Annotated in this window: 27 protein-coding genes; 6 read left to right on the forward strand and 21 right to left on the reverse strand. The window is 66.6% G+C overall.

Annotated features, from left to right (window positions below; genetic code table 11):
• Positions 1 to 22: 22 nt before the first annotated feature.
• The 6 genes from lepB to folK form a co-directional block, all read right to left on the reverse strand.
• A complete protein-coding gene (gene lepB, locus O7R11_RS00915; RefSeq protein ID WP_337995591.1) occupies positions 23 to 796 on the reverse strand; it encodes a signal peptidase I in 774 nt (257 codons plus the stop codon).
• A 63-nt stretch (positions 797 to 859) separates the two neighbouring features.
• Complete coding sequence (gene acpS, locus O7R11_RS00920; RefSeq protein WP_337995592.1) at positions 860 to 1,288, reverse strand: holo-ACP synthase; 429 nt, start codon at positions 1,286 to 1,288, stop codon at positions 860 to 862.
• Positions 1,285 to 2,028 (reverse strand): pyridoxine 5'-phosphate synthase, encoded by a 744-nt coding sequence (locus tag O7R11_RS00925; protein WP_337995593.1) that lies wholly within the window; start codon positions 2,026 to 2,028, stop codon positions 1,285 to 1,287. Before O7R11_RS00925 ends, acpS begins: the two co-directional genes overlap by 4 nt.
• A 16-nt stretch (positions 2,029 to 2,044) precedes the next feature.
• Positions 2,045 to 4,180, reverse strand: a complete 2,136-nt coding sequence (locus tag O7R11_RS00930) for a RelA/SpoT family protein (protein ID WP_337995839.1) — start codon at positions 4,178 to 4,180, stop codon at positions 2,045 to 2,047.
• Between the two features lie 146 nt (positions 4,181 to 4,326).
• Positions 4,327 to 4,716 carry a DNA-directed RNA polymerase subunit omega gene (rpoZ, locus tag O7R11_RS00935; protein ID WP_337995594.1) on the reverse strand — a complete coding sequence of 130 codons (390 nt, stop codon included), beginning with the start codon at positions 4,714 to 4,716 and terminating at the stop codon, positions 4,327 to 4,329.
• Between the two features lie 93 nt (positions 4,717 to 4,809).
• Positions 4,810 to 5,295 (reverse strand): 2-amino-4-hydroxy-6-hydroxymethyldihydropteridine diphosphokinase, encoded by a 486-nt coding sequence (gene folK, locus O7R11_RS00940; RefSeq protein ID WP_337995595.1) that lies wholly within the window; start codon positions 5,293 to 5,295, stop codon positions 4,810 to 4,812.
• 247 nt (positions 5,296 to 5,542) lie between these two features.
• Between folK and O7R11_RS00945 the strand changes: the two genes are divergently transcribed.
• Both O7R11_RS00945 and O7R11_RS00950 read left to right on the forward strand, forming a co-directional pair.
• Positions 5,543 to 6,178, forward strand: coding sequence for a LabA-like NYN domain-containing protein (locus O7R11_RS00945; protein ID WP_337995596.1), 636 nt, complete (start codon positions 5,543 to 5,545; stop codon positions 6,176 to 6,178).
• Positions 6,168 to 6,812 (forward strand): uracil-DNA glycosylase, encoded by a 645-nt coding sequence (locus tag O7R11_RS00950; protein ID WP_337995597.1) that lies wholly within the window; start codon positions 6,168 to 6,170, stop codon positions 6,810 to 6,812. The genes O7R11_RS00945 and O7R11_RS00950 overlap by 11 nt, the downstream gene beginning before the upstream one ends.
• A gap of 188 nt (positions 6,813 to 7,000) precedes the next feature.
• Here the strand turns inward: O7R11_RS00950 and smpB are convergent, their stop codons facing one another.
• Complete coding sequence (gene smpB / locus O7R11_RS00955; RefSeq protein WP_337995598.1) at positions 7,001 to 7,492, reverse strand: SsrA-binding protein SmpB; 492 nt, start codon at positions 7,490 to 7,492, stop codon at positions 7,001 to 7,003.
• 15 nt (positions 7,493 to 7,507) lie between these two features.
• The gene (gene dapA, locus O7R11_RS00960) at positions 7,508 to 8,380 is read right to left on the reverse strand and encodes a 4-hydroxy-tetrahydrodipicolinate synthase (RefSeq protein WP_337995840.1); all 873 of its coding nucleotides are present in this window, start codon (positions 8,378 to 8,380) and stop codon (positions 7,508 to 7,510) included.
• 203 nt (positions 8,381 to 8,583) lie between these two features.
• On the opposite strand from dapA, the gene O7R11_RS00965 reads away from it, so the two are divergent.
• The gene (locus O7R11_RS00965; protein ID WP_337995599.1) at positions 8,584 to 10,608 is read left to right on the forward strand and encodes a lytic transglycosylase domain-containing protein; all 2,025 of its coding nucleotides are present in this window, start codon (positions 8,584 to 8,586) and stop codon (positions 10,606 to 10,608) included.
• A gap of 56 nt (positions 10,609 to 10,664) precedes the next feature.
• On the opposite strand, the gene O7R11_RS00970 is transcribed toward O7R11_RS00965, so the two are convergent.
• On the reverse strand, positions 10,665 to 11,138 hold the full coding sequence (locus O7R11_RS00970; RefSeq protein WP_337995600.1) for a bactofilin family protein: 474 nt from the start codon (positions 11,136 to 11,138) through the stop codon (positions 10,665 to 10,667).
• A gap of 22 nt (positions 11,139 to 11,160) precedes the next feature.
• Complete coding sequence (locus O7R11_RS00975) at positions 11,161 to 12,489, reverse strand: peptidoglycan DD-metalloendopeptidase family protein (RefSeq protein WP_337995601.1); 1,329 nt, start codon at positions 12,487 to 12,489, stop codon at positions 11,161 to 11,163.
• Between the two features lie 415 nt (positions 12,490 to 12,904).
• Between O7R11_RS00975 and O7R11_RS00980 the strand changes: the two genes are divergently transcribed.
• A complete protein-coding gene (locus O7R11_RS00980; RefSeq protein WP_337995602.1) occupies positions 12,905 to 13,393 on the forward strand; it encodes a phosphatidylglycerophosphatase A family protein in 489 nt (162 codons plus the stop codon).
• A 16-nt stretch (positions 13,394 to 13,409) separates the two neighbouring features.
• Positions 13,410 to 13,901 carry a CinA family protein gene (locus tag O7R11_RS00985; RefSeq protein WP_337995603.1) on the forward strand — a complete coding sequence of 164 codons (492 nt, stop codon included), beginning with the start codon at positions 13,410 to 13,412 and terminating at the stop codon, positions 13,899 to 13,901.
• A 178-nt stretch (positions 13,902 to 14,079) separates the two neighbouring features.
• Here O7R11_RS00985 and O7R11_RS00990 read toward each other — a convergent pair whose 3' ends face one another.
• From O7R11_RS00990 to O7R11_RS01030, 9 genes are all read right to left on the reverse strand, one after another.
• Entirely contained in the window at positions 14,080 to 14,562 is a 483-nt protein-coding gene (locus tag O7R11_RS00990) for a YchJ family protein (protein WP_337995604.1), read from the reverse strand.
• A gap of 20 nt (positions 14,563 to 14,582) precedes the next feature.
• The gene (locus O7R11_RS00995) at positions 14,583 to 15,017 is read right to left on the reverse strand and encodes a type II toxin-antitoxin system RatA family toxin (protein ID WP_337995605.1); all 435 of its coding nucleotides are present in this window, start codon (positions 15,015 to 15,017) and stop codon (positions 14,583 to 14,585) included.
• Positions 15,018 to 15,033: 16 nt separating this feature from the next.
• Positions 15,034 to 15,990: a lipoyl synthase gene (gene lipA / locus O7R11_RS01000; protein ID WP_420792962.1), complete on the reverse strand. Its 957-nt coding sequence runs from the start codon at positions 15,988 to 15,990 to the stop codon at positions 15,034 to 15,036.
• Positions 15,991 to 15,996: 6 nt separating this feature from the next.
• The gene (gene lpdA / locus O7R11_RS01005; protein ID WP_337995607.1) at positions 15,997 to 17,397 is read right to left on the reverse strand and encodes a dihydrolipoyl dehydrogenase; all 1,401 of its coding nucleotides are present in this window, start codon (positions 17,395 to 17,397) and stop codon (positions 15,997 to 15,999) included.
• 44 nt (positions 17,398 to 17,441) lie between these two features.
• Positions 17,442 to 18,797 (reverse strand): pyruvate dehydrogenase complex dihydrolipoamide acetyltransferase, encoded by a 1,356-nt coding sequence (locus O7R11_RS01010; RefSeq protein WP_337995608.1) that lies wholly within the window; start codon positions 18,795 to 18,797, stop codon positions 17,442 to 17,444.
• A gap of 21 nt (positions 18,798 to 18,818) precedes the next feature.
• A complete protein-coding gene (locus O7R11_RS01015; RefSeq protein WP_337995609.1) occupies positions 18,819 to 20,273 on the reverse strand; it encodes a pyruvate dehydrogenase complex E1 component subunit beta in 1,455 nt (484 codons plus the stop codon).
• 2 nt (positions 20,274 to 20,275) lie between these two features.
• Positions 20,276 to 21,292 carry a pyruvate dehydrogenase (acetyl-transferring) E1 component subunit alpha gene (gene pdhA, locus O7R11_RS01020; protein ID WP_337995610.1) on the reverse strand — a complete coding sequence of 339 codons (1,017 nt, stop codon included), beginning with the start codon at positions 21,290 to 21,292 and terminating at the stop codon, positions 20,276 to 20,278.
• 266 nt (positions 21,293 to 21,558) lie between these two features.
• Complete coding sequence (locus O7R11_RS01025) at positions 21,559 to 21,876, reverse strand: FtsB family cell division protein (protein ID WP_337995611.1); 318 nt, start codon at positions 21,874 to 21,876, stop codon at positions 21,559 to 21,561.
• Between the two features lie 209 nt (positions 21,877 to 22,085).
• Positions 22,086 to 22,208, reverse strand: a complete 123-nt coding sequence (locus tag O7R11_RS01030; RefSeq protein WP_337995612.1) for a hypothetical protein — start codon at positions 22,206 to 22,208, stop codon at positions 22,086 to 22,088.
• A 363-nt stretch (positions 22,209 to 22,571) separates the two neighbouring features.
• On the opposite strand from O7R11_RS01030, the gene O7R11_RS14940 reads away from it, so the two are divergent.
• Positions 22,572 to 22,865, forward strand: coding sequence for a hypothetical protein (locus O7R11_RS14940; protein ID WP_420792963.1), 294 nt, complete (start codon positions 22,572 to 22,574; stop codon positions 22,863 to 22,865).
• A gap of 367 nt (positions 22,866 to 23,232) precedes the next feature.
• Here the strand turns inward: O7R11_RS14940 and eno are convergent, their stop codons facing one another.
• Positions 23,233 to 24,507: a phosphopyruvate hydratase gene (gene eno, locus O7R11_RS01040; protein ID WP_337995614.1), complete on the reverse strand. Its 1,275-nt coding sequence runs from the start codon at positions 24,505 to 24,507 to the stop codon at positions 23,233 to 23,235.
• A 281-nt stretch (positions 24,508 to 24,788) separates the two neighbouring features.
• Positions 24,789 to 25,628, reverse strand: a complete 840-nt coding sequence (gene kdsA, locus O7R11_RS01045) for a 3-deoxy-8-phosphooctulonate synthase (protein ID WP_337995615.1) — start codon at positions 25,626 to 25,628, stop codon at positions 24,789 to 24,791.
• Between the last annotated feature and the right edge of the window lie 9 nt (positions 25,629 to 25,637).

The following is a 25,637-nucleotide window of genomic DNA, read 5'->3' on the forward strand; positions in this document are numbered from 1 at the left end:
CCCCGCCCCGTGCGGTTGCGCATCAATCGACGGACTGCAACAGGCGCCGGTAGCGGATCGAGGTCGGCCATTTCCAGAACTCCCACCAGTGCACGTCGGCTTCGTGAGAGAAGAATACCACCGTCGCCCGGCCGATCAGATTCTCTTCCGGCACGAACCCGACGCCGCGGCGGCTGTCCACCGAGTTGTCGCGGTTGTCGCCCATCATGAAGTAGTGCCCGGGCGGCACCGCGTATTCCCGGGTGTTGTCGAAGGGACGGTTGTCCGCCTCCTCGAGGATGCGGTGCTCGCGCCCGCCCGGCAGGGTTTCGATATACTGCGGCGTGCGGCGGGTATTGCCCTCGTAATCGACGTAGAGGAAGTCCTCGATGCGGCGGCGCTTCACCGGCTCGCCGTTGACCTGAAGGATGCCGTCCACCACCTGGATGCGGTCGCCCGGCAGGCCGACGAGGCGCTTGATGTAGTTGGTGTCCGGCTCGCGCGGATGGCGGAACACCACCACGTCGCCGCGTTCCGGCTCGGAAAACAGGATGCGGCCGGAAAACAGCGGCAGCGAATACGGCAGGGAATAGCGGCTGTAGCCGTAGGACAGCTTGGAAACGAACAGGTAGTCGCCGATCAGCACCGTGGGGAACATCGACCCGGAGGGAATGTTGAACGGCTCGTAGGCGAAGGTGCGCACCCCCACCGCGATCACCACGGCATAAGCGACGGTGCGAAAGGCCTCCCAGAAGCCCCCGGACTTGCGACTGCTGCTGTAGGTTTTCACACCGTCCTCGATTTCTTCTTGCCCCACCGCCGGTATCCGGACGTGCGCCCGAGGCGATAAGAGCGGTTTCGGCAGGGTCCTGTCAAGTCGTCAATCCCCCTGCGCGGGCGTTTCCGGCACCGCTTCGAGAATCACCACCGCCTCGGCCCAGGGATAATCGTCGGTCATGGTGAGGTGCAGGCGCGCCGCATGCCCGGGCGGAACGAGCGCCGCCGCGCGCGCCGCCGCGCCGCCGGTGAGCAGCAGCGTCGGCTGGCCCGAGGGCGCGTTGACCACCCCCATGTCGCGCCAGAACACGCCCCTGCGCAGCCCGGTGCCGAGCGCCTTGGCGCACGCCTCCTTGGCGGCGAAACGCTTGGCCAGGGTGGAGGCATAGATCCGCGGCACGCCCTTGCGGCGCGTTGCCTTGGCCTGCTCCGCGGGCGTGAAGATGCGCTGCACGAAACGCTCGCCGAAACGTTCCAGGGTCGCCTCGATGCGGCGGATGTCGATGAGGTCGTTGCCGATGCCGAGGATCATGCGCCGCCCCGCGCCGCATCCATGCGCCGCCGCATCCCGGCGATCGCCTCGGCGAGGCCGACGAACACCGCCTCGCCGATCAGGAAGTGGCCGATGTTGAGTTCGCGGATCGTCGGGATCGCCGCCACCGCGCCCACCGTCTCGTAATCCAGGCCGTGCCCGGCGTGGCATTCCAGCCCGATCGCCGCCGCATGCGCCGCCGCGGCGGCGATGCGCGCCAGTTCGGCTTGCCGCGCCGCGCCCTGCGCCTCGCAATAGGCCCCGGTGTGCAGTTCCACCACCGGCGCGCCGAGGGCCTTGCACGCGTCCAGCACCTTCACGTCCGGCTCGACGAACAACGAAACCCGGATGCCGCCCCTGCCCAGCGCCGCCACCGCCTCGGCGAGGAACGGTCCGGGGGTGAGCACGGCAAGCCCACCCTCGGTGGTGCGTTCGGCGCGGTTTTCCGGCACCAGGCAGCAGGCGTGCGGCCGCGTGGCGAGCGCGATTTCCACCATCTCCGGCGTCGCCGCCATCTCCATGTTCAAGGGCGCCGGAATTTCCGCCTTCAGGCGCACGATGTCCGCGTCCTTGATGTGGCGGCGGTCCTCCCGCAGATGCGCGGTGATGCCGTCCGCCCCCGCCGCGACCGCCAGCGCCGCGGCGCGCAGCGGGTCGGGCAGGCCGCCGCCGCGCGCGTTGCGCAGCGTCGCCACGTGGTCGATGTTCACGCCCAAACGCAAGGTCTTATCTGGAGTCACTGGTTTCGTCCCGGGGTCAGTTGCGGGCGCGCTCCACGGCGCTGATCACCGTGGTGGCGCGCAGGGCGGCGATGATGTTGGTGAGGTGCCGCACGTCGCGCACTTCGATATCGACGATGACTTCGAAGAACGCCTTGGAGCGGTTGATGATCTTGAGATTGACGATGTTGCCGTTGTTCTGCGCGATCAGCGTCGTCAGGGTGGCCAGAGCCGCGGGCTCGTTGGTGAGGATCAGTTTCACCCGGCCGATGTGGGAGTCGTCGCGGGTGTCCTCGTCCCAGGAGATGTCGAGCCAGCGTTCCGGTTCGTCGGCGAGGCGCTCCAGGGTCGGGCAGTCGATGGTGTGCACCGTCACCCCCTTGCCGGTGGAGACGATGCCGACGATGCGGTCGCCCGGCAGCGGGTGGCAGCACTGCGCGAAGTGGATCGCCATGCCGGGGATCAGCCCCTTGATCGGCAGCGCCGCGCCCGGCTTCGGCTTGGTGCGGGCGCGCGTCATCGGCACGATCTTGTCGGTCTTGGGCTGGTCCTTCAGCTCCGGATAGACCGCCTGCACCACCTCGCGCCCGGAGACGTTGCCCTCTCCCACCACGACGCGCAGGTCATCGACGCTGCCCACCTTGAACTGCTTGCAGCAGCCGTCCAGGCCCTTTTCGGAAAGCTCCACCCCCGCCTGGCGGAAGGCGCGTTCGATAATCTGGCGGCCGAGCTCCAGGTACTGCTCGCGCTGCTGGGTGCGCACGAAGCGGCGGATGCGGGTGCGCGCCTTGGCGGTGACGACGAAGCGCTCCCATTCCGGCGAGGGGTGCTGCGTCTTGGAGGTGACGATCTCCACCTGGTCGCCGTTCTTCAGCTCGGTACGCAGGGTGACGATGCGTCCGTTGACCTTGGCTCCGACGCAGTGATCGCCCACCGCGGTGTGCACCGCATAGGCGAAATCCACCGGCGTCGAACCGGCGGGCAGGGACACCAGATCCCCCTTCGGGGTGAAGCAGAACACCTGGTCGGCGTACATCTCCAGCCGGGTGTTCTCCAGGAATTCCTCGGGGCTCGAGGTGTGCTCGAGGATTTCCAGCATCTCGCGCAGCCAGCGGAACTGCTTGCCGTCGTGGGAAGCGCCCTGTTTGTACTGCCAGTGCGCCGCAACGCCGAGTTCGTTGACCGCGTGCATCTCGCGGGTGCGGATCTGCACCTCGATGCGGTGGCGTTGCGGACCGATCACCCCGGTGTGCAGGCATTGATAGCCGTTGGGCTTCGGCGTCGAGATGTAGTCCTTGAAGCGGCCGGGAACCATCGGGTACTGGCTGTGGATGATGCCGAGCGAGCGGTAGCAGTCCTCCAGGTTGTCCACCAGGATGCGGAACGCCATGATATCGGAAAGCTGCTCGAAGCCCACGTCCTTGCGCTGCATCTTGCGCCAGATCGAATACGGCGTCTTTTCGCGCCCGGTGACGTTGGCGATCACCCCGCCCGCGGAGAGGGTGTCGCGCAGTTCCTCGATGATCGTGTCGATCAGCGCCGTGCCCTGCTCCCGCAGGAAGGAAAGCCGCGTGATGATCGATTGCCGCGCATCCGGGTGCAGTTCGGCGTAGGCCAGGTCCTCGAGCTCCGACTTGACCTCCTGCAGGCCGATGCGCTCCGCCAGCGGCGCATAGATCTCCATGGTTTCGAGCGCGATGCGGCGGCGCTTCTCCGGCGAGGAGACGAAGTGCAGGGTCCGCATGTTGTGGGTGCGGTCGGCGAGCTTGACCAGGAGAACGCGGATGTCCTCGCTCATCGCCAGCACGAACTTGCGAAAGTTCTCCGCCTGCTTGGAGAGGTCGGACTGAAGCTGGATGCGGGTGAGCTTGGTGACGCCGTCCACCAGATTGGCGACATCCGGGCCGAACATCTCCTTGATATCGCCGAAGGTGGCCGGGGTGTCCTCGATGGTGTCGTGAAGCAGGCCGGTGATGATCGAGGCGGTGTCGAGCTTGTACTTGGTCAGGATGCCCGCGACCTCGACGGGGTGCGAGAAATAGGGATCGCCGCTTTCCCGCACCTGGCTGCCGTGCATCTTCATCGCGTAGACGTAGGCACGGTTGAGCGCCGCCTCGTCCGCAGCGGGATCGTAGGACTTCACCCGTTCGACCAGTTCGTACTGGCGCATCATGCCCATGCCGACCACCACTCCCTACATATGTACGCCACGCCACAGACGACAAAAGCGGCCATTGCAGCCGCTTTTGGATGACGGCGCGCCCAACGAAGCGCCCCCACGCATCTGCCCCGCCCCGGCCCGGCGGACCGGGAAACCGTTTACGCTTCCTCTTCGGTCTCGTCCGGGGCGATGAAATCCGTCTCATCCTGTTCGGAGAGGGAATCTTCCCGCATTTCCTGGGAGAGGTCCAGACTCATCGAGACCTCGGCGAGTTCGATCTCGATCGCCTGCATCTCGGCGTCGTCCTCCGGCTCGTCGAAGTCCACGGTCTTCTGCAGGCCCTGGATCAGGGCGGTGCGCAGGCCGCTGATGTCCACCGACTCCTCGGCGATCTCGCGCAGCGAGACCACAGTGGTCTTGTCGTTGTCGCGATCCACCGTCAGCTGAGCGCCGGCGCTGACGTCCCGCGCCCGTTGGGAGGTCAGAAGGACCAGTTCGAAGCGGTTCGGAACCTTGAGAATGCAGTCTTCTACCGTGACGCGCGCCATGGGATATCCTGATTGCCGCAAAAAAGGGAGTGCACTTTTAATCCCTACCAAAGATAAAGGCAAGTCCCGCGCGCGGCAAGAGCCCCCCGCGGCTCAATCGAGGCGGCGGATTTTCTGCCCCGGCGGCAGGCGGGCGATCAGCTCCTCGGCGCTTTCCCCCGAAACCGGGTGCCGCCAGTCCGGCGCAACGTCACGCAGCGGATGAAGCACGAAGGCGCGCTCCGCAAGCCGCGGATGCGGCAGCACCGGCGATGCGGCGCGCACCTCCCCCCGGTAGTCCAGAAGGTCGAGATCCAGTCCCCGCGCCGCATTGGGAACGCTGCGCACGCGGCCGAACTCCGCCTCGATGGCGTGCAGCGCCGCCATCGCCGCCGCGGCGTCGAGCGCGGTTTCGACGCAAACCACGCCGTTGACGAAGAACGGCTGGTCGGAAACCGGCACCGGCGCGGTTTCGTACCATGGCGACCGCCCCGCCACGGCGAGCCCATGGGCGGGAAAACGCAAGAGCGCCGCCTCCAGGGTCTGGCGCGGAGAACCGCAGGCGGTGGGCAGGTTGCCGCCCAGCGCAATCAGAATCACCGGCCTATCCTTTCCAAAATAATGGCGAAAAGCGGACGATCTTTTGGTGAAAGCCGTTGACCGGCCCGGGGATCGGACCTTACATAACCTGAACGAAGGAAGGTTTGGTATTTATTTGTTCCGGTTTATCCGGGATTCGCGGTCGGGCGCGGTTGTCGAAGATTTTTTAAAAGTCATTTCATCCGCTTCATTTTCGCCTTCAGCGTCTCGCCCATACTCATAGCCCCGTATTGCGGAATTGCCGACGATGATTTTCTATTCCCAGGAACGAATCGGTCTGTTCATCGACGGATCGAATCTCTATGCCGCCGCGCGCGCCCTCGGTTTCGATATCGACTACAAGCGCCTGCTCGAACTGTTTGCCGAAAAAGGCATTCTGGTGCGCGCCTTCTATTACACCGCACTGATCGAAGACCAGGAATACTCGCCGATCCGCCCTCTGGTCGATTGGCTGGACTACAACGGCTACACCATGGTCACCAAGCCGACCAAAGAGTTCACCGATGCCTCCGGCCGCCGCAAGATCAAGGGCAACATGGACATCGAGCTGGCGATCGACGTGATGGAAATGGCCGCGCACCTGCAGCACATCGTACTCTTCTCCGGCGACGGCGACTTCCGCCGCCTGGTCGAGGCGGTGCAGCGCAAGGGCGTGCGCGTCACCGTGGTTTCCACCGTGCGCTCGCAGCCGCCGATGGTCGCCGACGAGCTGCGCCGCCAGGCCGACAACTTCATCGAACTGTCCGAGTTGCAGCCGATGATCGCCCGCTCCACCGGCAACAACAGCAACAGCAACAGCAACGCCCGCGAGGAGCTGCGCATGCCGATGAGCCGGGAAAACCCGGAACACGAGCTGATGGGCCTTCTCGACGATGACGCCTGACCGGGCCGCAGGCGGCCCCGCGCACGACTGCGCCCTCTGCCCGCGCCTCGCCGGATTCCGTACAGACAACCGCACCGCCTTCCCCGCCTATTTCAACGCGCCGGTGCCCTCCTTCGGCGCGCCGGAGCCATGGCTCCTGGTGGTCGGCCTAGCGCCGGGCCTGCACGGCGCCAACCGCACCGGCCGCCCCTTCACCGGCGACTATGCCGGGGACCTGCTCTACGAAACCCTCTCCGCCTTCGGATTGGCCCGCGGCGCCTATGGCCGCGCGCCGGACGACGGGCTGGAACTCAGCGGCTGCCGCATCGCCAACGCGGTGCGTTGCGTGCCGCCGGAGAACAAACCCACCCCGGCGGAGGCCAAGACCTGCCTGCCCTTCCTCACCGCGGAAATCGCCGAGACCCCAAGCTTGCGGGCGCTCCTCGCGCTCGGCGCCATCGCGCACAATGCGGTGCTCTCCGCGCTCGAACGGCGCAAGGCCGCCTTCCCCTTCGCCCACGGCGCAGTCCACGAACTCGGCGGCCTCACCCTCTTCGACAGCTATCACTGCTCCCGCTACAACACCAATACCCGCCGCCTGACGCCGGAAATGTTCCGCGCCGTGTTCGCACAGGCGGTGACGCTGCGGCCGTAAACAACGAAAACTTTGCGAGGGGACTCGGTCCCCTCGCACACCCCATAACTTTGGCTTTTTGCGCGAAGCGCCATAATCCTGCGGCGGCGGCAACGAACATGTTGCCTGCCGCTTCGCGGTAAAAACAAGTTATGGGGTCAAGGGGCCTTCCGGCCCCTTGCGGGTCCGGGTGGAACCATGCCTGGTTTTCAGCTCTTGTCCCGCAAGATGCGGGATTTTTCGCGTTGCCAGTCGCGGGCTTTTTCGGTTTCGCGTTTGTCGTGCTGTTTCTTGCCGGTGGCGAGACCGAGGAGGACCTTGGCGACGCCCTTGTCGTTGAAATAGAGCTTCAGCGGCACGATGGTGCGCCCCTCGCGGGAGACCGCGCCCAGCCATTTGCGCGCCTCGCGCTTGTGGAGGAGGAGCTTGCGCGGCCGCCGCGCCTCGTGCTGGAAGATCGTCGCCTTGGCGTATTCCGGGATGTAGGCGTTGTAGAGGGCGATCTCCGCCTCGCCGCCGCCCTTGATGCCGCCGGCGTAGGCGTCGTTGAGGTTGGCCTGTCCGTGGCGCAGGGATTTCACCTCGCTGCCGGACAGCACGAGACCGGCCTCGACCGTATCCTCGATGAGGTAATTGTAGCGCGCCCGGCGGTTCTCGCTGACCACGCCGGTGGAGATGAGTGCCTTACGCGGCTGTTTCATGCGTATCGAAGCGCCTTACAGCAACCCCACCTTCTGCATTGCGGCCTCGACCTTGGCCTTGCTCTCCGCCGCCAGCGGCGCGAGCGGCAGGCGGCAATCCGCCAGGACGCGGCCGAGCAGGGAGGCGGCGTATTTCGCCGGGCCGGGGTTGGGCTCGCAGAACATCGCGTCGTGCAGCGGCATCAGGCGGTCGCGCAGTTCCCAGACCTTGGCGAAGTCGCCCTCCATCCATGCGGTATGGAGCTGCGAGCACAGATTCGGCGCGACGTTGGCGGTCACCGAGATGCAGCCCACGCCGCCCTGCGCCAGAAACGCGGTGACGGTCGCGTCCTCGCCGGAGAGCTGGATGAACTCCGGACCGATCTGGGTGCGCACCTTGAGCGGACGGACGAGATCGGCCGTGGCGTCCTTGACGCCGACGATGTTGGGCAGCGCCGCAAGGCGGGCCATGGTCGCCACCGACATGTCGATGACGCTGCGTCCGGGGATGTTGTAGATGAAGACCGGCAGGTTCACCGCCTCGGCCACCGCCTTGAAGTGCAGGTACTGCCCTTCGGGATTCGGCTTGTTGTAATAGGGGGTGACCACCAGCAGGGCGTCCGCGCCCGCCGCCTGGGCGTGCTTGGACAGGCGGATCGCCTCTTCCGTGGAGTTGGAGCCCGCGCCCGCGATCACCGGCGCGCGGCCTCTGGACACCTCGATGCAGATCTCGATCACGCGGTCGTGTTCCGCATGCGAGAGAGTCGGCGACTCCCCGGTGGTGCCGCACGGAATCAGCGCGTGCGTGCCCTCTTTGATCTGCCAATCGACGAAATCGGCAAACGCTTTCTCGTCCACCTTGCCGTTGCGGAACGGGGTTACCAGCGCGGTCATCGAGCCTTTGAACATCGGGATCTCCATCGATCAAAAATCCGTCTTGCGAATGCCGTGATTCCGGGGTTTATACCACTTAGCGGGCAGAAGCGACAGAATAACCACATTCGCCGCCCGCCGGGCAATTGCGTGGTTTGGCGTCCAGGGCGATGATATCGGCAGGCTTTCAAAGGCTTCCGGCAGCGCTCCGCCGCATTGCGGCGGTCATGGTCGGGTGCATGGCGGTGGGACTCGCGCTGCCCGCGACGGCGCCCGCGCAAGCCGCCGGCGGGGAGATTCGCCTTGCCGCCGCCAAGGCCGACAAACCGGCGAAGAAGCCCTCCCCCGCCAAGAAATCCGCCAAGCCTTCGGTCCGCAAGGACAAGCCGCCCGCGCCGCCGCCCCGCAAGCCGGAGGCCCGTGCCCCCGGCTTTGCCCAGGCGGAGGCGGGAAACTGGGCCGCGGTGAAGAAGGCGATTTCCGCCGCACCGAAGGCCCCGCTTTCCAAGGTGCTCGCCTGGATGTACCTGCGCGCGCCGAAGAGCGGCGCGAGCTTCGCGGAAATCCATGCCTTCCTCACCGCCAACCCCGCATGGCCGGACCGCGCGGGCCTGCGCCGCCGCGCCGAAGAGGCGATCTGGACCACCGGCTCGGACGCCGACCGCGCCGCCTGGTTCGCCGCAGGAAAGGCCCTCACCCGCGAGGGCGCGGTATGGATGGCGGACCGGGCGGAGGCCCAGGGCCGCACCGAGGAGGCGGCGCGTCTCTACCGCCGCATCTGGAGCGCCGAGGCGTTCACCGCCGACCAGGAGAAGGCTTTTCTCGCGGCGCACGGCGGCTGGTTGCGCGACGAGGACCACTTGGCGCGGCTCGACCGCCTGATCTGGGAGCGCCGCTTCGCCGAGGCGCACCGCCAGTTGCGCCGGGTCTCCGGCGCGCCCCGCGCGATGGCCGAGGCACGTATCGCCATGGCCACGATGAGCAGCGGCGCGGCGAACGAACTCAGACGTATTCCCAATGAGTTGCGAAACGATCCTGGAGTTGTTTATGAGAATGCGCGGTGGCTGCGCCGCAAGAACAAGGACGAGGAAGCGGCTGCCGTTCTGCTCTCCCACGACGGCGCGCGCCCCTACCCCGACCTGTGGTGGGCGGAGCAGGCGACGCTCGCCCGCGATGCGCTGGCCGATGGGCGGATCAGCCAGGCCTACGGCCTCGCCGCGAAGCACGCGCTCACCACCGCCTCCGGCGTCGCCGACGCCGAATGGCTGGCGGGGTGGATCGCCTTCCAGTTCCTCAAGGACAACGACGCCGCCGAGCGCCACTTCCAGCGCCTCTACGACGTGGTGGGAACCCCGGTCAGCCGGGCGCGCGGCGCCTATTGGCTGGCGCGCGCCTTCGCCGCGCGCGGCAATGCGGAACGCTCCGCCCAGTGGTTCGCCCAGTCCGCGGCCGAGCCCAGCACCTTCTACGGCCAGCTCGCCGCCAGGCGCGCCGGAAAATCTCCCGTTCCCCTGCCGGAGCGCGCGCCGGGCAAGGAGGCGCTCGCCTGGGCGCACCGCCACGAGTTCTCTGCGATCCTGCGTCATCTCGACCAGACCGGGGAGGACCGCGTCTTCGCCGCCTTCGCCCGCGCCTTCTATTACGCGGCGCACAACGACGACGAGCGTCTTGCCGCGGTGAACGAGGTTTCCGCCCTGTCGCTGCACCAGGGGGTGCGCCTGTCGCGCCTGCTGCGCCAGCACAACGTGCAGGAAACCAAACTGAGCTACCCGATCCCGGATTGGATCGACCTGCCGAAGAGCCCCGCCCCCTTCCTGGTGCTCGGGGTGATCCGCCAGGAGAGCAACTTCGACACCCGCGCCATCAGTTCCGCCGGGGCCCGCGGCCTGATGCAGCTGATGCCCCGAACCGCGGAGCACGAGGCGAAAATGATGCAGCAGCCCTATGCGCCCGCCACCCTGCTGCGCCGCCCCAGCACCAACGTCGCCATCGGCAGCCACTATCTCGACCGCCTGCTCGCCCGCTACGACGGGCACCCGGCGCTGGCTCTGGCCGCCTACAACGCCGGGGAGCGCCGTGTGGACCAGTGGCTGCGTAATATCGGCGACCCGCGCTCCGGCGAGATCGACACCCTGACCTGGATGGAGTCGATCCCCTTCAAGGAAACCCGCAACTACGTGCAGCGGGTTCTGGAGAATGCCGAAATCTATCACCGCCGCCTCGGCGGCGACTCCATCCGCCTGGTCGAGCTGTCCACCCCGTAAAACGCAACGGGCCGGCGTTTCCGCCGGCCCGCAACGCCTACCGCCTCAGCGGTCGATCAGGACGCCACGCCCATCAGGCCGCGCACCGGCTTGCCCGACATCGCCAGAGAGGAAACCTCGTCCGAAGAGACCGATTCGTCGGCCTTCTCCTCCGCCGGACGCACCACCGGCGCGGCGATGGCGGGCGGCACGGCGGCCTGCTCCTCGTCGCTGCGGCGGCACATGCCCTGCAGGAAGGCGCCGGGCTCGATCGCCAGGCTCTGGTGGTACACGTCGCCGATCATCCGCGCCGTGGAGGCAAGGAACACGCTCTCGGCATGTACCTGGCCGGTGAGTTGGCCGTGCAGGCGTATGGAGGCGGTGCGCACCTCGCCCATGATCTCGCCGCTCAGGCCGACGACCAGGGATGCGCAACGGATATCGCCCTGCACACAGCCGTCCACCTGGATTTCGCCATCGCTGACGAGGTCGCCGGTGATCGTCAAGCCACGGCTGATGATCGAGGGGGGAATAACCTTCTTGTCGGCCATGCTTGCCTCGCTCGCCGTTTCCTTACTGGTTTTTCTGAACATAACGTTTGACCCTGATCAGTTCCTTGGGGTTGTACGGCTGCCCGTTGTAACGCACTTCGTAGTGGAGATGCCGTCCGGTGCTCCGCCCCGAATTCCCGACCAAACCTACCTTCGCCCCCACCTGGACTTCCTCGCCGAGCTTCACCAAGGGTTTCTCCAGGTGCGCATAGCGGGTCACGAAGCCCATGCCGTGATCGAGATCGACCACATTGCCGTAGTTGCCTCGGTCTCCGACGAAAACCACGGTGCCCGGCGCCGTCGCCAGGGCGACATCGCCCTTCTCACCCCGGAAGTCGATTCCCGAGTGCTCCGCCAGATCGCCGGTGAAGGGATCGCGGCGATAGCCGAAGCCGCTGGTGATGCGCGGAGACTTGATAGGATAACCGAGCGGCAAAGCCTCCATCAAGCGCGACAAGCCATCCCAGCGGTCGATCTGCTCGCTCAGGCTCTTCATCGCGGTGTTGAGGTCTTCGCGGCCGAGGTCCGGCAGATCCGCGGGGATGTAGGGCCCGCCGCGGTTGGCTTCCTGCTTGCCGAGCAGCTGCTCGACGTTGAGGCCGGTCTTTTTCAGGGTTTTTTCGATCTGGGCGATGCCGCCGTCGGCAAGGGAGGAAACCTGCTCGAGAATCTGCCTCTGCGCGCCTTGAATCTTCAGCAGGCGGTCGCCGAGGTTCTTGTTCTCGGACATCAGCTTGTCGCGCTGGGAGATCGCCAGGTCGCGCTGCAACACCGCCTGGCGCAGTTCCAGGGTGTCGCTCTCGACCTTGCCGCTATCCGCCACGCGGCGCATCCGCGCATCGATTTCGGCCAACTGGGTGCGCAGGTGGTCGCGATCGTGCTCGACCCCCTGGCGCTCGGCGTTGAGCTTTTCCTGCTTCGCGGCAAGCCCGTCGAGCTGGCTCTGGTCGCGCTGCTTCGCCGCGTCCGACCGCCCGGAAGCGCCCAGGCGCTTCTCCAGCACCGCCGCCTCCCTCTGCAGATCGGCGTCCTGGGTGGCGATTTCCTTGAGGTGGGCATAGCCCTTCTGCATCTCGGCGGTGATCGCCGCGATCTTTTCGCGGTAGCTCACGATTTCCGCGAGAATTTCGTCGTGGGCGGCGCGCGCCGCCTCCACCTGATCGCGCTTCAGCGCGAGAATCGCCTCGTGCGCCACCTGCATGCCGGAAGCGTAGGCGGTCCACCCCAAGACGCCCAGCAGCACCGTGGTCACCAGGACCTGACGGCCGGTGGTGAGCGTGATGGTGCGAGTCGCCCCGCTGGTGCGAATGAAGATCAGCCGTTCGGGGAAACGGCGGCGAAGCCACGCCACAAAGCGCGAGTCATTTGGGTGCGATGGATCGAACGACACGGATTCCCCCCCAACTTCTGGCCCACACACTCCCGGAAGTCCCGTACGGACACCCGGATATCCCCCAACAAAAGCAATACCGGGGTGCGCACGCCCTCTGCGTCCCGCAACTCCCTCCTACGGAGCCACCGCCTTACGGCGTTATCATGACCGGGTTGGCCGCCGGAACGACCGCCAAAAAGCTAGCTTGCCCAATGGCGCATGACAAGGCCGAATGCAACCTCCCTTGTGCGTCCGCTTCTCTATCGCGGGCTAACTCATGGTATGGTATGCACAATCCTCGGTAACGGAGAGTCCCCGGAGCGGCTTGACGGCACCGGGATTGCGCAATCCCCCATGGTGTCCGCCGCCGCCGAGTCTCCCGTTCGGAGGATGCATGCTAAACACATTCGAAAAGCGGCTGTCTGTGACGTTGGCCACATGGTTCGGAATCGGGCGGATTCCCGGCGCGCCGGGCACCTTCGGCTCGCTTGCCGCGTGCCTGTGCGCCCTGCCCATCGCCGCCGCCGCGGGCACGCCGGGACTCGCCTTCGCCGCCGCCGCGGTCTCGCTGCTCGGCATTCCCGCCGCCGCCGCGGCGGAAAAGGCGCTGGGCCGCAAGGACCCGGGATGCATCGTCATCGACGAGGTGGCCGGGCAGTGGATCGCCCTGCTCCCCGCCGCGCCGGACCTCGCCTCCTACGCCCTGGCCTTCGCCGCCTTCCGCCTCTTCGACATCTGGAAGCCGGGGCCGATCGGCTGGGCTGACAAAAACCTCTCGGGCGGCCTCGGCATCATGACCGACGACATCATCGCGGGCGGTTTCGCCGCCGCCGTGGTGGCTCTCGCCGGGCCGTTCCTGCCGCCGGTGATACGCTTCTTCTGATGGAGAATGACCCCTCATGCCCCTGCCCGGCCTCGACCTCGCCCGCAACGTGCTGCGCCTCGGCCTTGCCGCGGGCCTGCGCGTCGCTGCCGCGGAATCCTGCACCGGCGGCCTGATCGCCGCGGCGCTGACCGAAACCCCCGGTTCCTCCGCGGTGTTCGAACGCGGCTTCGTCACCTATTCCAACGAGGCGAAAACCGAACTCCTCGGCGTGCCCGCCGCAACGCTGGCCGCCCACGGCGCGGTCAGCGAACAAACCGCCCGCGCCATGGCCGAGGGCGCGCTCGCCCACAGCCGCGCCGACGCCGCCGTGGCGGTCACCGGCATCGCCGGACCGGACGGCGGCAGCGCGGAAAAACCCGTCGGACTCGTCCACTTCGCCGCCGCGCGCCGTGACCGCACGACCCGCCACGCCGTGCATACCTTCCCCGGGAACCGCGAAGAGGTGCGCGCCGCCGCCGCGGAAACCGCGTTGACGTTGCTTTGCGGGATGCTGGAAGAGAAATAAAAAAACTTCACGAGGGGACTCGGTCCCCTCGCGCTCCCCATAACTTTGGTTTTGCGCGCAGCGCCATAGAGCCATCACGCGGCATGACGGTCGATGGCCGCTGCGCGGCGAAAAAGTCAGGAGGTCAAGGGGACCGAGTCCCCTTGCGGGGTCCAGGGGCGGCGCCCCCGGCCTGGTTTTACGCGCCGCAGCACTTCTTGTATTTCTTGCCGGAACCGCAGGGGCACGGGTCGTTGCGGCCGATTTTTTCGACGTGGCGCTGTTCGACCGGCGGGTTGACCTCGCCATCGACGTAGAACCAGCGGCCGTCGATCTTGCGGAAGGTGGAGATCTCGCGATGGAACTGTTCGCCCGCGCCCATGGAATAGCGCGCGGCGAAGGTGACGGAGCCGGTTTCGTCGTCCGCGCCGCCCGCTTCCGTCGCCTCGATTCTCAGGCCCTTCCAGCGCACCTTGCGCGCCATGTCTTCCGCGCCTGCGCGGTCGAAGTCCTCCGCCGCCTCCGGCGCGTGGGTGGCGGCGATGTAATCGACGTTGCCGAGCGCATAGGCGGTGTAGCGCGAGCGCATCAGGGCCTCGGCGGTGGACGCCGCCGCCCCGGCGAGCAGCGGGCCGCAGCAATCGTCCAGGGATTTCCCCGATCCGCAGGGACAAGCCGTCATCTCGGTTTCCTTTTTTCCGGTCAGCCGTAGAGCGCCGTGGCGCGTTTTTCGAAGGAGCGCACCATCAGGCGGGCCGCCTCGTTGAACACCGCGCCGATCATCGTCTGGAACAGGCGCGAGCGGAAGGCGAAGCGGATTTCGAAGCCCACCAGGGTTCCCCCCTGCGGCGCGGCGTCGAACTGCCAGTGGGTGTGCAATTCCCGGAACAATCCGTCAAGGCTTTCCACATCGATGGCGGAATGGGGCGTCAGCGTGACGCGGGAGACATAGCGTTCCCGCACCATCTTGAAGCCGATTTCCATCTCGGCGCGCAGCTCGGTTCCGGACTCGCGGGAGAGGATGCGGGTGGACAGGCACCACGGCAAAAACTCGGGATAACGCCCGATATCTGCGACCAGGGCATAGAGCTGCTCCGGCGTCTGCTTCAGCCAGCGTTGTTCCGCGTAGGTCCGCATCGTCCTTTCCGTGGGGTCAGGCGGTGGCCCGCCCCAATTTCTCCAGGCGCGCGGCGCGCAGGGTTTCGAAGTCGCGGTCGGCGTGATAGGAGGAGCGCGTCATCGGCGAGGCCGCGACCACCAAAAAGCCCTTGCCCAGCGCGACCTGCCTGTAGTCCTCGAACGCCTCCGGCGTGACGAACTCGGCGACCGCGGCGTGCTTCAGCGTCGGTTGCAGGTACTGGCCGATGGTGAGGAAGTCCACATCGGCGACGCGCAGGTCGTCCATCACCTGCATGATCTCGGAGCGGGTCTCCCCCAGGCCGACCATCAGGCCCGACTTGGTGAAGATCGTGGGGTCGATCCGCTTCGCCTGGGCGAGGATGGACAGCGACTGGAAATAGCGCGCGCCGGGGCGGATCGAGGGGTAGAGCCGCGGCACGGTTTCCAGATTGTGGTTGAACACGTCGGGGCGGGCGGCGACCACCGCCTCCAGCGCGCCGGGCTTGTCGCGGAAGTCCGGGGTGAGGACCTCGATCGAGGTTTGCGGCGAGGCCTCGCGCACCGCCGCGATCACCGCCACGAACTGCGCAGCGCCGCCGTCGGCCAGGTCGTCGCGGTCCACCGAGGTGACGACGATGTGCTTCGCCCCCATGGCGACCACGCTTTCCGCGATGTGGGCGGGTTCGCCCGGGTCCACCGCGCCGGGGCGGCCGGTCTTGACGTTGCAGAAGGCGCAGGCGCGGGTGCAGGTGTCGCCGAGGATCATGAACGCGGCGTGGCGGCGCTGCCAGCATTCGCCGATGTTCGGGCAGGCGGCTTCCTCGCACACGGTGAAGATCTTCTTGTCGCGCACCATCGCCTTCACCTCGCCGAAGGCGGCGGAAGTGGGGGCCTTGACGCGGATCCACTTCGGCTTGCGCGGCGAGGGATTGTCCGGACGGTTGCGCTTTTCGGGGTGCCGCAGCGCCGCGGCGGTGAGCTTGTTGTCCATCATGCCCTAGAAATGAATGGCCCGGCCGTAGGCGTCAAGCACCGACTCATGCAGCATTTCCGAAAGCGTCGGGTGCGGGAACACGGCATGCATCAGTTCGGCCTCGGTGGTTTCCAGGGTCTTGCCGACGACGTAGCCCTGGATCAGCTCGGTGACTTCCGCGCCGACCATGTGCGCGCCGAGGAGTTCTCCGGTCTTGGCGTCGAACACCGTCTTGATCATCCCCTCGGATTCGCCCATGGCGATCGCCTTGCCGTTGCCGACGAAGGGGAAGCGCCCGACCTTGACCGCATAGCCCGCCTCCTTGGCCTTGGCTTCGGAAAGCCCGACGCTCGCAACCTGCGGCGTGCAGTAGGTGCAGCCCGGAATGTTGCGGGTGTCGAGCGGGTGGACATCCGGCAGACCGGCGATCTTCTCGACGCAGATCACCGCCTCGTGGCTCGCCTTGTGCGCCAGCCACGGCGGCGCCACCACGTCGCCGATGGCGTAGACGCCCGGTTCGGCGGTGCGCAGGTAGGCATCCACCTTGATCCGGCCCTTCTCCATCTCGACCTTGGTGGTCTCCAGGCCGAGGTCTTCCAGGTTCGGCACCACGCCGACCGCCATGATCACCCGGTCGGCGGTGATTTCCTCGGTCTTGCCGCCTTTTTCCAAGGTGACGGCGACGGCGTTGGCGGCCTTCTTCAGCGCCTTGACGTTGGTGGAGACGCGGATGTCCATGCCCTGCACCTTGAACGCCTTCGCGGCGAAGGCGGAGATTTCCGCATCCTCCACCGGGAGCACCCGCTCCATCACCTCGACGACCGTGGTCTTGACGCCGAGGGTGTTGTAGAAGCTGGCGAATTCGATGCCGATGGCGCCCGAGCCGACGACCAGGAGCGACTTCGGCAGGATGTCCGGCGTCATCGCCTGGCGGTAGGTCCACACCAGCTTGCCGTCGGATTCCAGACCCGGCAGGTCGCGGGCGCGCGCGCCGGTGGCGATGACGATGTGCTTGGCGGCAAGGTCGGCCACCGGCTTGCCGTCCTTTTCCACATGCACCTTGCCCGGCCCGGCCAGGCGGCCGTGGCCGTCGAACACCGTGACCTTGTTCTTCTTCAGCAGGTGCTTCACCCCGGCCGCGAGTTGCGCCGCGACGCCGCGCGAGCGCTTGACGATGGCCGGGAGGTCGAAGCCGACATCCCCGGCGGAAAGGCCGTAGTCCTTGGCGTGGCGCATCTCGCGGTAGATGTCGGCGGAGCGGAGCAGCGCCTTGGTCGGGATGCACCCCCAGTTGAGGCAGATGCCGCCGAGGTGGGCGCGTTCCACCACCGCGACGGTCATCCCGAGTTGCGCCGCGCGGATCGCCGCCACATAGCCGCCGGGACCGGCGCCGATCACCACGAGATCGAAGCTGTTGTCCGCCATGCGCCCAAACTCCTTATGCGAAACGATTGAAGAAAATCCCTGTTTTACAGAAGTATGGATAGGGGATTTTCAAGCAGGTTCTTAACCAGGCCGAGGAACTGCGCGCCGAGCGCGCCGTCGATGCAGCGGTGGTCCGCCGAAAGCGTCAGGCTCATCACGGTGCCCACGGCGAGCGCCCCGTCCTTCACCACCGGGCGCTGTTCGCCCGCGCCGACGGCCAGCAGCATCGACTGCGGCGGGTTGATGATCGCGGCGAACTCGCGCACCCCGTACATGCCGAGGTTGGAGATGCTGAAGGTGCCGCCCTGGTATTCCTCGGGCATCAGCTTGCCCTCGCGGGCGCGCGCGGCAAGGCCGCGCATCTCCTCGGAAATCGTGCCGAGGGACTTGCTCTCCGCGCCGCGCACGATCGGCGTGATCAGGCCGGTGGGCGTGGCCACCGCCACCGAGACGTCGGAGCGGGAATAGGCGCGCATCGCCTCGCCGGTCCAGGAGACGTTGGCCTCCGGCATGCGCTTGAGCGCCACGGCGCAGGCGCGGATGACGAAGTCGTTGACCGAGACCTTCGCCGCGCCTTCCTGGCCGTTGATCTTTTTGCGCAGGGCGAGCAGTTCGTCGAGCATCACCTCCATGGTGATGTAGAAGTGCGGCACCGTCTGCTTGGACTCGCTGAGGCGGCGCGCGATCACCTTGCGGATGGTGGAGTGCGGCGTCTCGGTGAACGGCGTGCCGTAGTCCGCGGCGGGCGCGGCGGCGGCCTGCGGCTTCGCCGCGGGCTCCGGGGCCTTGACGGCCAGGGCGAACGCCATGGCGGCGGCGAGATCGTCGTCGATCTCCTCCTCTCCGCCGCGGGCCTTCGCCGCCTCGACGTCGGCCTTGACGATGCGGCCGCGCGGGCCGCTCCCGGCGATGCGGGAGAGATCGAGCTTCGCCTCCGCCGCGATGCGGCGGGCGAGCGGCGAGGCGAACACCCGCTCGCCTGCGGGCTTTGCCGCCTGCGGGGCGGGCGCGCCGCCGAGAGCGCCGAGGCCGAGGCTGCCGAGATCGGGCAGCGGCGATGCGGCGGGCTTGGCCTCCGCCTGCGGCTTCGCCGCGGCTTCGGGCTGCGGCGCGGGGGCCGGTTTCGCCGGGACGGCGGCGAGGGCGGAAGCGTCCTCCCCCTCCTCCAGCAGCAGCGCGATCGGCGTGTTGACGGCGACGCCTGCGGTGCCCGCAGGGATGAGAATCTTGCCGATCACTCCCTCGTCCACCGCTTCCAGTTCCATCGTCGCCTTATCGGTTTCGATCTCCGCAAGCACGTCGCCGGAGGAGACGGCGTCGCCTTCCTTGACGTTCCATTTCGCCAGCGTCCCCTCGGTCATCGTCGGGGACAGGGCCGGCATCAGAATCTCGATCGGCATGGTTTGCTTTCCCCTTCCCCTCTAGCGGGCGCAGACCGCCTGGACGGCGGCGACGATGTCGGCGACTTCCGGCAGCGACATCTTTTCCAGATTCACCGCATAGGGCAGCGGCACGTCCTTGCCGGTAACCCGCAAGGGCGGCGCATCCAGCCAGTCGAAGGCGTATTCGGAGATCAGGGCGATGATCTCCGAACCGATACCCGCATAGGGCCAGCCTTCCTCGATGGAAACGATGCGGTTGGTCTTCTTCACCGAATGCACGATGGTCGGCAGGTCGAGCGGGCGCAGGCTGCGCAGGTCGATGACCTCCGCCTCGATGCCCAGCTTCGCCAGTTCCTCGGCGGCGGCCAGCGCCACGCCCACCATGCGCGAGAACGCGGTCAGCGTCACGTCGGTTCCGGCGCGGCGGATCGCGGCGCGGCCGATCGGCACCACATGGTCCGGCACGTCCGGCACGTCGAAGGACTGGCCGTAGAGCAGTTCGTTCTCCAGGAAGATCACCGGATTCGGGTCGCGGATCGCCGCTTTGAGCAGCCCCTTGGCGTCGCCCGCCGAATAGGGGGCCACCACCTTGAGGCCCGGGCAGTGGGCGTACCACGAGGCGTAGCACTGCGAATGCTGCGCGCCGACGCGGGAGGCCGCGCCGTTGGGGCCGCGGAAGACGATCGGCGCGCCCATCTGCCCGCCGGACATGTAGAGCGTCTTGGCGGCGGAGTTGATGATCTGGTCGATCGCCTGCATCGAGAAGTTGAAGGTCATGAACTCGACGATCGGCTTCAGCCCCGCCAGCGCCGCGCCGACGCCGAGGCCGGTGAAGCCCATCTCGGTGATCGGGGTGTCGATCACCCGCTGCGGGCCGAACTCGTCCAGCAGGCCCTGGGAGACCTTGTAGGCGCCGTTGTACTGCGCCACCTCCTCGCCCATCAGGAAGACGTCCTTGTCGCGTCGCATCTCCTCCGCCATCGCGTCGCGCAGCGCCTCGCGCATCGTCATGTGCACGGTCTTGGCGGCGGGCGGCTCCGGCGCGAGCGCCGGATCGCCAGTGGAAAACGCGGTTTCGGTGACGAAGAGCGGATTGTTGCCGTCCAGCGGCCCGGCGGCGACCACCACCCCCGGCTTGAACGCGGGTGCAGCCTGCGGCGCGGGAGGCGCGGCGGGGGACGGAGCCTCCGCCGGTTGCGGCGCGGCGGCCACGGCGGGCGCGGGCGCGGCGTCGAGCGCGGAGGCGGCCTCGCCTTCCGCCAGGATCAGGGCGATCGGGGTGTTGACCGGCACCGCCGCGTCGCCCGCCTGCACCAGGATCTTGCCGAGCGTGCCGTCCTCGACGCACTCGATCTCCATGGTCGCCTTGTCGGTCTCGACCTCGGCGAGCACCGTGCCGGAGGAGACGGTTTCGCCCTCCTTGACCAGCCAGCGCGCGATCTTGCCCTCGGTCATCGTCGGCGACAGCGCCGGAAGCAGAACGGAAATCGGCATGATCAGGCCTCCAGCAGCACGTCGGTGAACAGCTCGGCGGCGTCGGGTTCGGCGCTCGCCTGGGCGAAGTCGGCGGCCTCGCCGATCACCGCCTTGATCTCGCGGTCGATCTCCTTGAGCGCCGCCTCGTCGGCGATGCCGCCCGCAAGCAGAAGCCCCTTGGCATGGTCGATCGGGTCGTGCTCCTGCCGCATGCGGCTCACCTCTTCCTTGCTGCGGTACTTCGCCGGGTCCGACATCGAGTGCCCGCGGTAGCGGTAGGTCTGCATCTCCAGCACGCAGGGGCCAGTGCCCGCCCGCACGTCGGCGATGATGTCCGCGGCCTGCTGCTGCACGTGCGCCACGTCCATGCCGTCGATCTGCAGGCCCGGAATGCCGTAGGCCTGGCCGCGGCGGAAAAGCTCGACGTTCGAGGAGGCGCGCTCCACCGAGGTGCCCATGCCGTACTTGTTGTTCTCGATGACGTAGACCACCGGCAGCTTCCACAACGCCGCCATGTTGAAGCTTTCGTAGACCTGGCCCTGGTTCACCGCGCCGTCGCCGAGGTAGCAGAAGGTCACCGCCGCCTCGCCGCGGTATTTCTGCGCGAAGGCGAGGCCGGTGCCGATCGGCACCTGCGCGCCGACGATGCCGTGGCCGCCGAAGAAGTTCTTTTCGCGGCTGAACATGTGCATGGAGCCGCCCTTGCCGCGCGAATAGCCGGTGGCGCGGCCGGTGAGCTCCGCCATCACGCCCTTGGGGTCCATGCCGCAGGCCAGCATGTGGCCGTGGTCGCGGTAGCTGGTGACCACCGCGTCGCCGGGCCGGGACAGCGCGGTGAGGCCGGTGACCACCGCCTCCTGGCCGATGTAGAGGTGACAGAAGCCGCCGATCAGGCCCATGCCGTAGAGCTGGCCGGCCTTTTCCTCGAAACGCCGGATGAGAAGCATCAGCCGGTATTGCCGCAGCAGCTCCTCCGGCGGGATCGCCGCAGGTTCGGCCGAAGCCTTGCGCGTCGTTTTTCGCGGTGAGGCGCTCACGATGTCTCTCCCTCCTTCGTCCCTTGAAACCGTCGCGCCGCCCGCGGACCGGGGCGACGCCGGGCAGACCACCCGTTCGACCGTCCTAGAGGTAACCCGGAGCGCCCCGCCTTTCAAGGGCGGGCGCGTTCACTTCGAACCGTTTAATATCTTGTTTTTTCGGTGTAATAGTATTGTTAACCGAAATTCGATTAATGTTCTTTTCGTGAAAATGCAGGAACCTGGGGCGCGACTCGCTCCCGCCCGTCTTGACGGCGCAAGCTACCTCAAAGGGTGTTGTTGAAGAGGATGATGTCGCCCGGCAACGCGAGATCGAGGATGATGCGGGAGCGTTCCTCCAGCATGTCGAGGTCCAGGCTTTCCGGCCGCAGCAGGCTGACCCGGCGCTCCAGCACTTCGCGCTCCGCGCCGGTGGCGGACTTGATCGCCTCCCCCTGGGCGATCGCCAGGGAAAGGTCGCGGTAGGCGAGCAGACCGCGGTCGCCGTTGACCAGGTGGTAGCTGAAATAGGCGATCAACGCCACGGCCATCAGCGGCGCGAACACCACGCGCAACCGTGAAAAAAGCCTGACGTGCTTGCTCATGACCGCCGCACCTGAACCGTTGCGAACCACCGCATGGACTTGAGTGAATCACAGCCGAGAGTCGCGGTCAATCCCGATTCGCACCAGAGATTCCAACGAGTCGCACTTTTCCATCTCCGCTTCATTTATACCTCATAATAACGATATTCGATATTTTATCTTGCATTATTACGAATTTCATGTGTTCTTGCCTGCTCACCCAGCCAGGATCAGGAGAACTCCATGCGCAGGAGAATACGAAAATCGTCAAATTCTGCCGCATCGTCCTTGAGCGTCAGTTTCCCCATCATGCCCTCGGGAGACAGCGTAGACCGGATGTTGCGGTCATTCACAGAACACACCCTCTGTATAGAGACCCGAGCCCCGAGGGCGACCTCTACCGCGCCCATGTGGCGGAGGAGATCGAGCGCGCCTATCCCGGCACCGGGCGCGATGCCACCGGCCGCGCCTCCGCCGCCCCGGCGATCCGGCCCGAGGACGTGCGCCCCTTCGACCCGCGGAACGCGGGAACGAGCGGCAGCGGAGAAGACGTGCACGTCAAGGCCCATACGCGCGACGACGGGGAAACATCCGTTAGGGCTTATACTCGATCCGCCCCTGGAGGAGGCGACGGCGGGACCAAACCGGAAGAAAGCAACTCAGAAGAACGGCGCAAAGGTGGTGCTATCGGAGATTTTTGGCGAAACTACAACGACATGAGGGAAGGAAACTTCAAGAACAGCGATAAATACTTCCATTGCAAGGCCAACTGTGAGGCAACGAAGCGTGGAAAACTTGGGGAATGGACGGCAATCGGCATAAGTGAGGCTCGGGAATTGACGGACGAGCATATAAAACATGACTCCAGGCAAGATTGCGATGATGATAGAGTCGCTAATCGCCATGGACGCGAAGCGGCAAAAAAGCATCCGGAACAATCCTGTCCGCGCTCGTGCGCTCCTTATCGTCCCAAGGGACTTCCCCCGAGGTATTGGGATGCATCGGATTAAACGGACCACTGTCTTCATTCTCGGTGCTATCGCCCTCGTTCTCGGTTTTGTTGTCGGGTTTTGGTGTTGCCGTTTCGTGGCGCAAGATTCCTGTCTGGATGGAGGGGGTGTGTGGATGTCCCGCAACATGCGTTGTACCGGGATTCCGGCTCCGCCGGAGCGGGGAGGTCCATAGTCGTCAACCGCCGGACGCCTCTAAAAAAAACCTGACGGCATGCGGTCGGTGCTGATTCAATCGTTGCAAGCGCGCAGGCGGAACTCGCCGCCGGTTTCATCCGGTTCCATGGCCCTAACGAGCCACCCTTCGCCACAAGAAAAAGGCCGAAGCGGTCCCCCGCCCCGGCCTTTTTCTTGGCGTCCTTGCGGCTCAGCCGAAGATCGCGGCGCCCGCGAACATCGCGGTGTCGCCCAGTTCTTCCTCGATGCGGATGAGCTGGTTGTACTTCGCCATGCGGTCGGAGCGCGACAGCGAGCCGGTCTTGATCTGACCGCAGTTGGTGGCCACCGCGATGTCGGCGATGGTGGAGTCCTCGGTCTCGCCCGAGCGGTGCGAGATGACGCAGGTGTAGCCCGCGCGGTGCGCCATTTCCATGGTCTTCAGGGTCTCGGAGAGGGTGCCGATCTGGTTGACCTTGACCAGGATGGAGTTGGCGATGCCGCGGTCGAAGCCCATGGACAGGCGGTCGCAATTGGTGACGAAGATGTCGTCGCCGACCAGTTGCAACTGGTCGCCGAGCGCCGCGGTGAGGCGCTCCCAGCCTTCCCAGTCGTCCTCGGCGCAGCCGTCTTCCAGCGAGAAGATCGGGTAGCGGTCGGCGAGGTCGGCGTAGTAGGCGATCATGCCGTCGGCGTCCAGGGTCTTGCCTTCGCCCGCCAGCACGTACTTGCCGTCCTTGTAGAACTCGCTCGCCGCGGCGTCGAGCGCGAGAACGATGTCCTCGCCCGGCAGGTAGCCCGCCTTCTCGATCGCCTTCATGATGTAGGAGAGCGCCTCGTCGGCGGACTTGAGGTTCGGCGCGAAGCCGCCCTCGTCGCCCACCGCGGTGGAGAGCCCGGCCTCGGAGAGGATCTTCTTGAGGCTGTGGAACACCTCGGACCCGGCGCGCACCGCCTCGGCGATGGAGGGCGCGGACACCGGCATGATCATGAATTCCTGGATGTCGATCGGGTTGTCGGCATGCGCGCCGCCGTTGACGATGTTCATCATCGGCACCGGCAGGGTGTGGGCGAAGACGCCGCCGATGTAGTTGTAGAGCGGCAGGCCGACTTCCTCCGCCGCGGCGCGGGCGCAGGCGAGAGACACCCCGAGGATGGCGTTGGCGCCCAGGCGGCCCTTGTTCTCGGTGCCGTCGAGATCGATCATCGTGCGGTCGATCAGCATCTGCTCTTCCACGTCCATGCCGATCAGGGCGTCGAAGATTTCGCTGTTCACCGCCTCCACGGCCTTCTGCACGCCCTTGCCGCCGAAGCGCGCGGCGTCGCCGTCGCGCAGTTCCACCGCCTCGTGCACGCCGGTCGAGGCGCCCGAGGGCACAGCCGCCCGCCCCAGGGTGCCGGTCTCCAGGAGAACGTCCACTTCCACCGTGGGATTGCCGCGGGAATCGAGAATTTCGCGTGCGGTAATGTCGAGAATCGACGTCATGATGTCCTCGCTTTAGGGTCTGTTGAGGGGTATCGGGTAGCCGTGGCGGGATCGATTTTTCCAGCCGGTCAGGAGCGTGTGGCGCAGTGTGGCGGGCCCACACAAGCCGCGCGCGACGCCGCCGGCTGGAAAAAGCGACCCGTCCCGAAGGGATTGCGCGGCAAACCACGCGATGCCGCGTCGCTCGTCCTTGAATATGCGCTGCATGTCCTGCGTCCTCGCTCCTAACCTCGCGCGGCTTGCCGCGCAACCACGACTGCCCGATACCCCTCAACAGGCCCTTAGCCAATGCGGATGGGGTGAGCCTTCGCCAGTTCGTCGAACGCCTTCAAGGTGGCGATGAGAGCGGGCATGTCTTTGAGCGCGATCATGTTGGCGCCGTCGGAGGGCGCGCGGTCCGGGTCCGGATGCGCCTCGATGAACACTGCGGCGATGCCGAGAGACACCGCGGCGCGCGCCAGCACCGGCGCGAACTCGCGCTGACCGCCGGAGGAGGAGCCCTGCCCGCCCGGCTGCTGCACCGAGTGGGTGGCGTCGAACACCACCGGATAGCCGGTCTTCGCCATGATCGGCAGAGCGCGGAAATCGGTGACCAGGGTGTTGTAGCCGAAGGAGGCGCCGCGCTCGGTGAGCATGATGCGGCGGTTGCCCGCGCTTTCCACCTTGCCCACCGCGTTGGCCATGTCCCAGGGGGCGAGGAACTGCCCCTTCTTGACGTTGACGACGCAGCCGGTCATCGCCGCGGCGACCAGCAGGTCGGTCTGGCGGCAGAGAAACGCCGGAATCTGCAGAACGTCCACCGCGTCCTTGAGCTTGTCGCACTGCCAGGGCTCGTGCACGTCGGTGAGCACCGGGCAGCCCACGGTCTCGCGCACCTCGCGGAACACCGGCAGCGCCGCCTCCAGGCCGACGCCACGCTGCCCCGCCGCACTGGTGCGGTTGGCCTTGTCGAACGAGGTCTTGAAGATGAACGGCACGCCCGCCGCCGCGGCCATCGCCGCAAGCTCCTTGGCGCAGGCGAGCGCGTGCTCGCGGCTTTCCATCTGGCAGGGCCCCGCGATCAGCGCGAGGGGCCGGTCGTTGGCCAGCTTGAGGTCGCCGATCTCAACCGTGTAGGTCATACGCCACCT

It is taken from the genome of Oleispirillum naphthae (genome assembly GCA_027864655.1).
GTDB classification, from domain to species: domain Bacteria; phylum Pseudomonadota; class Alphaproteobacteria; order Rhodospirillales; family Rhodospirillaceae; genus Oleispirillum; species Oleispirillum naphthae.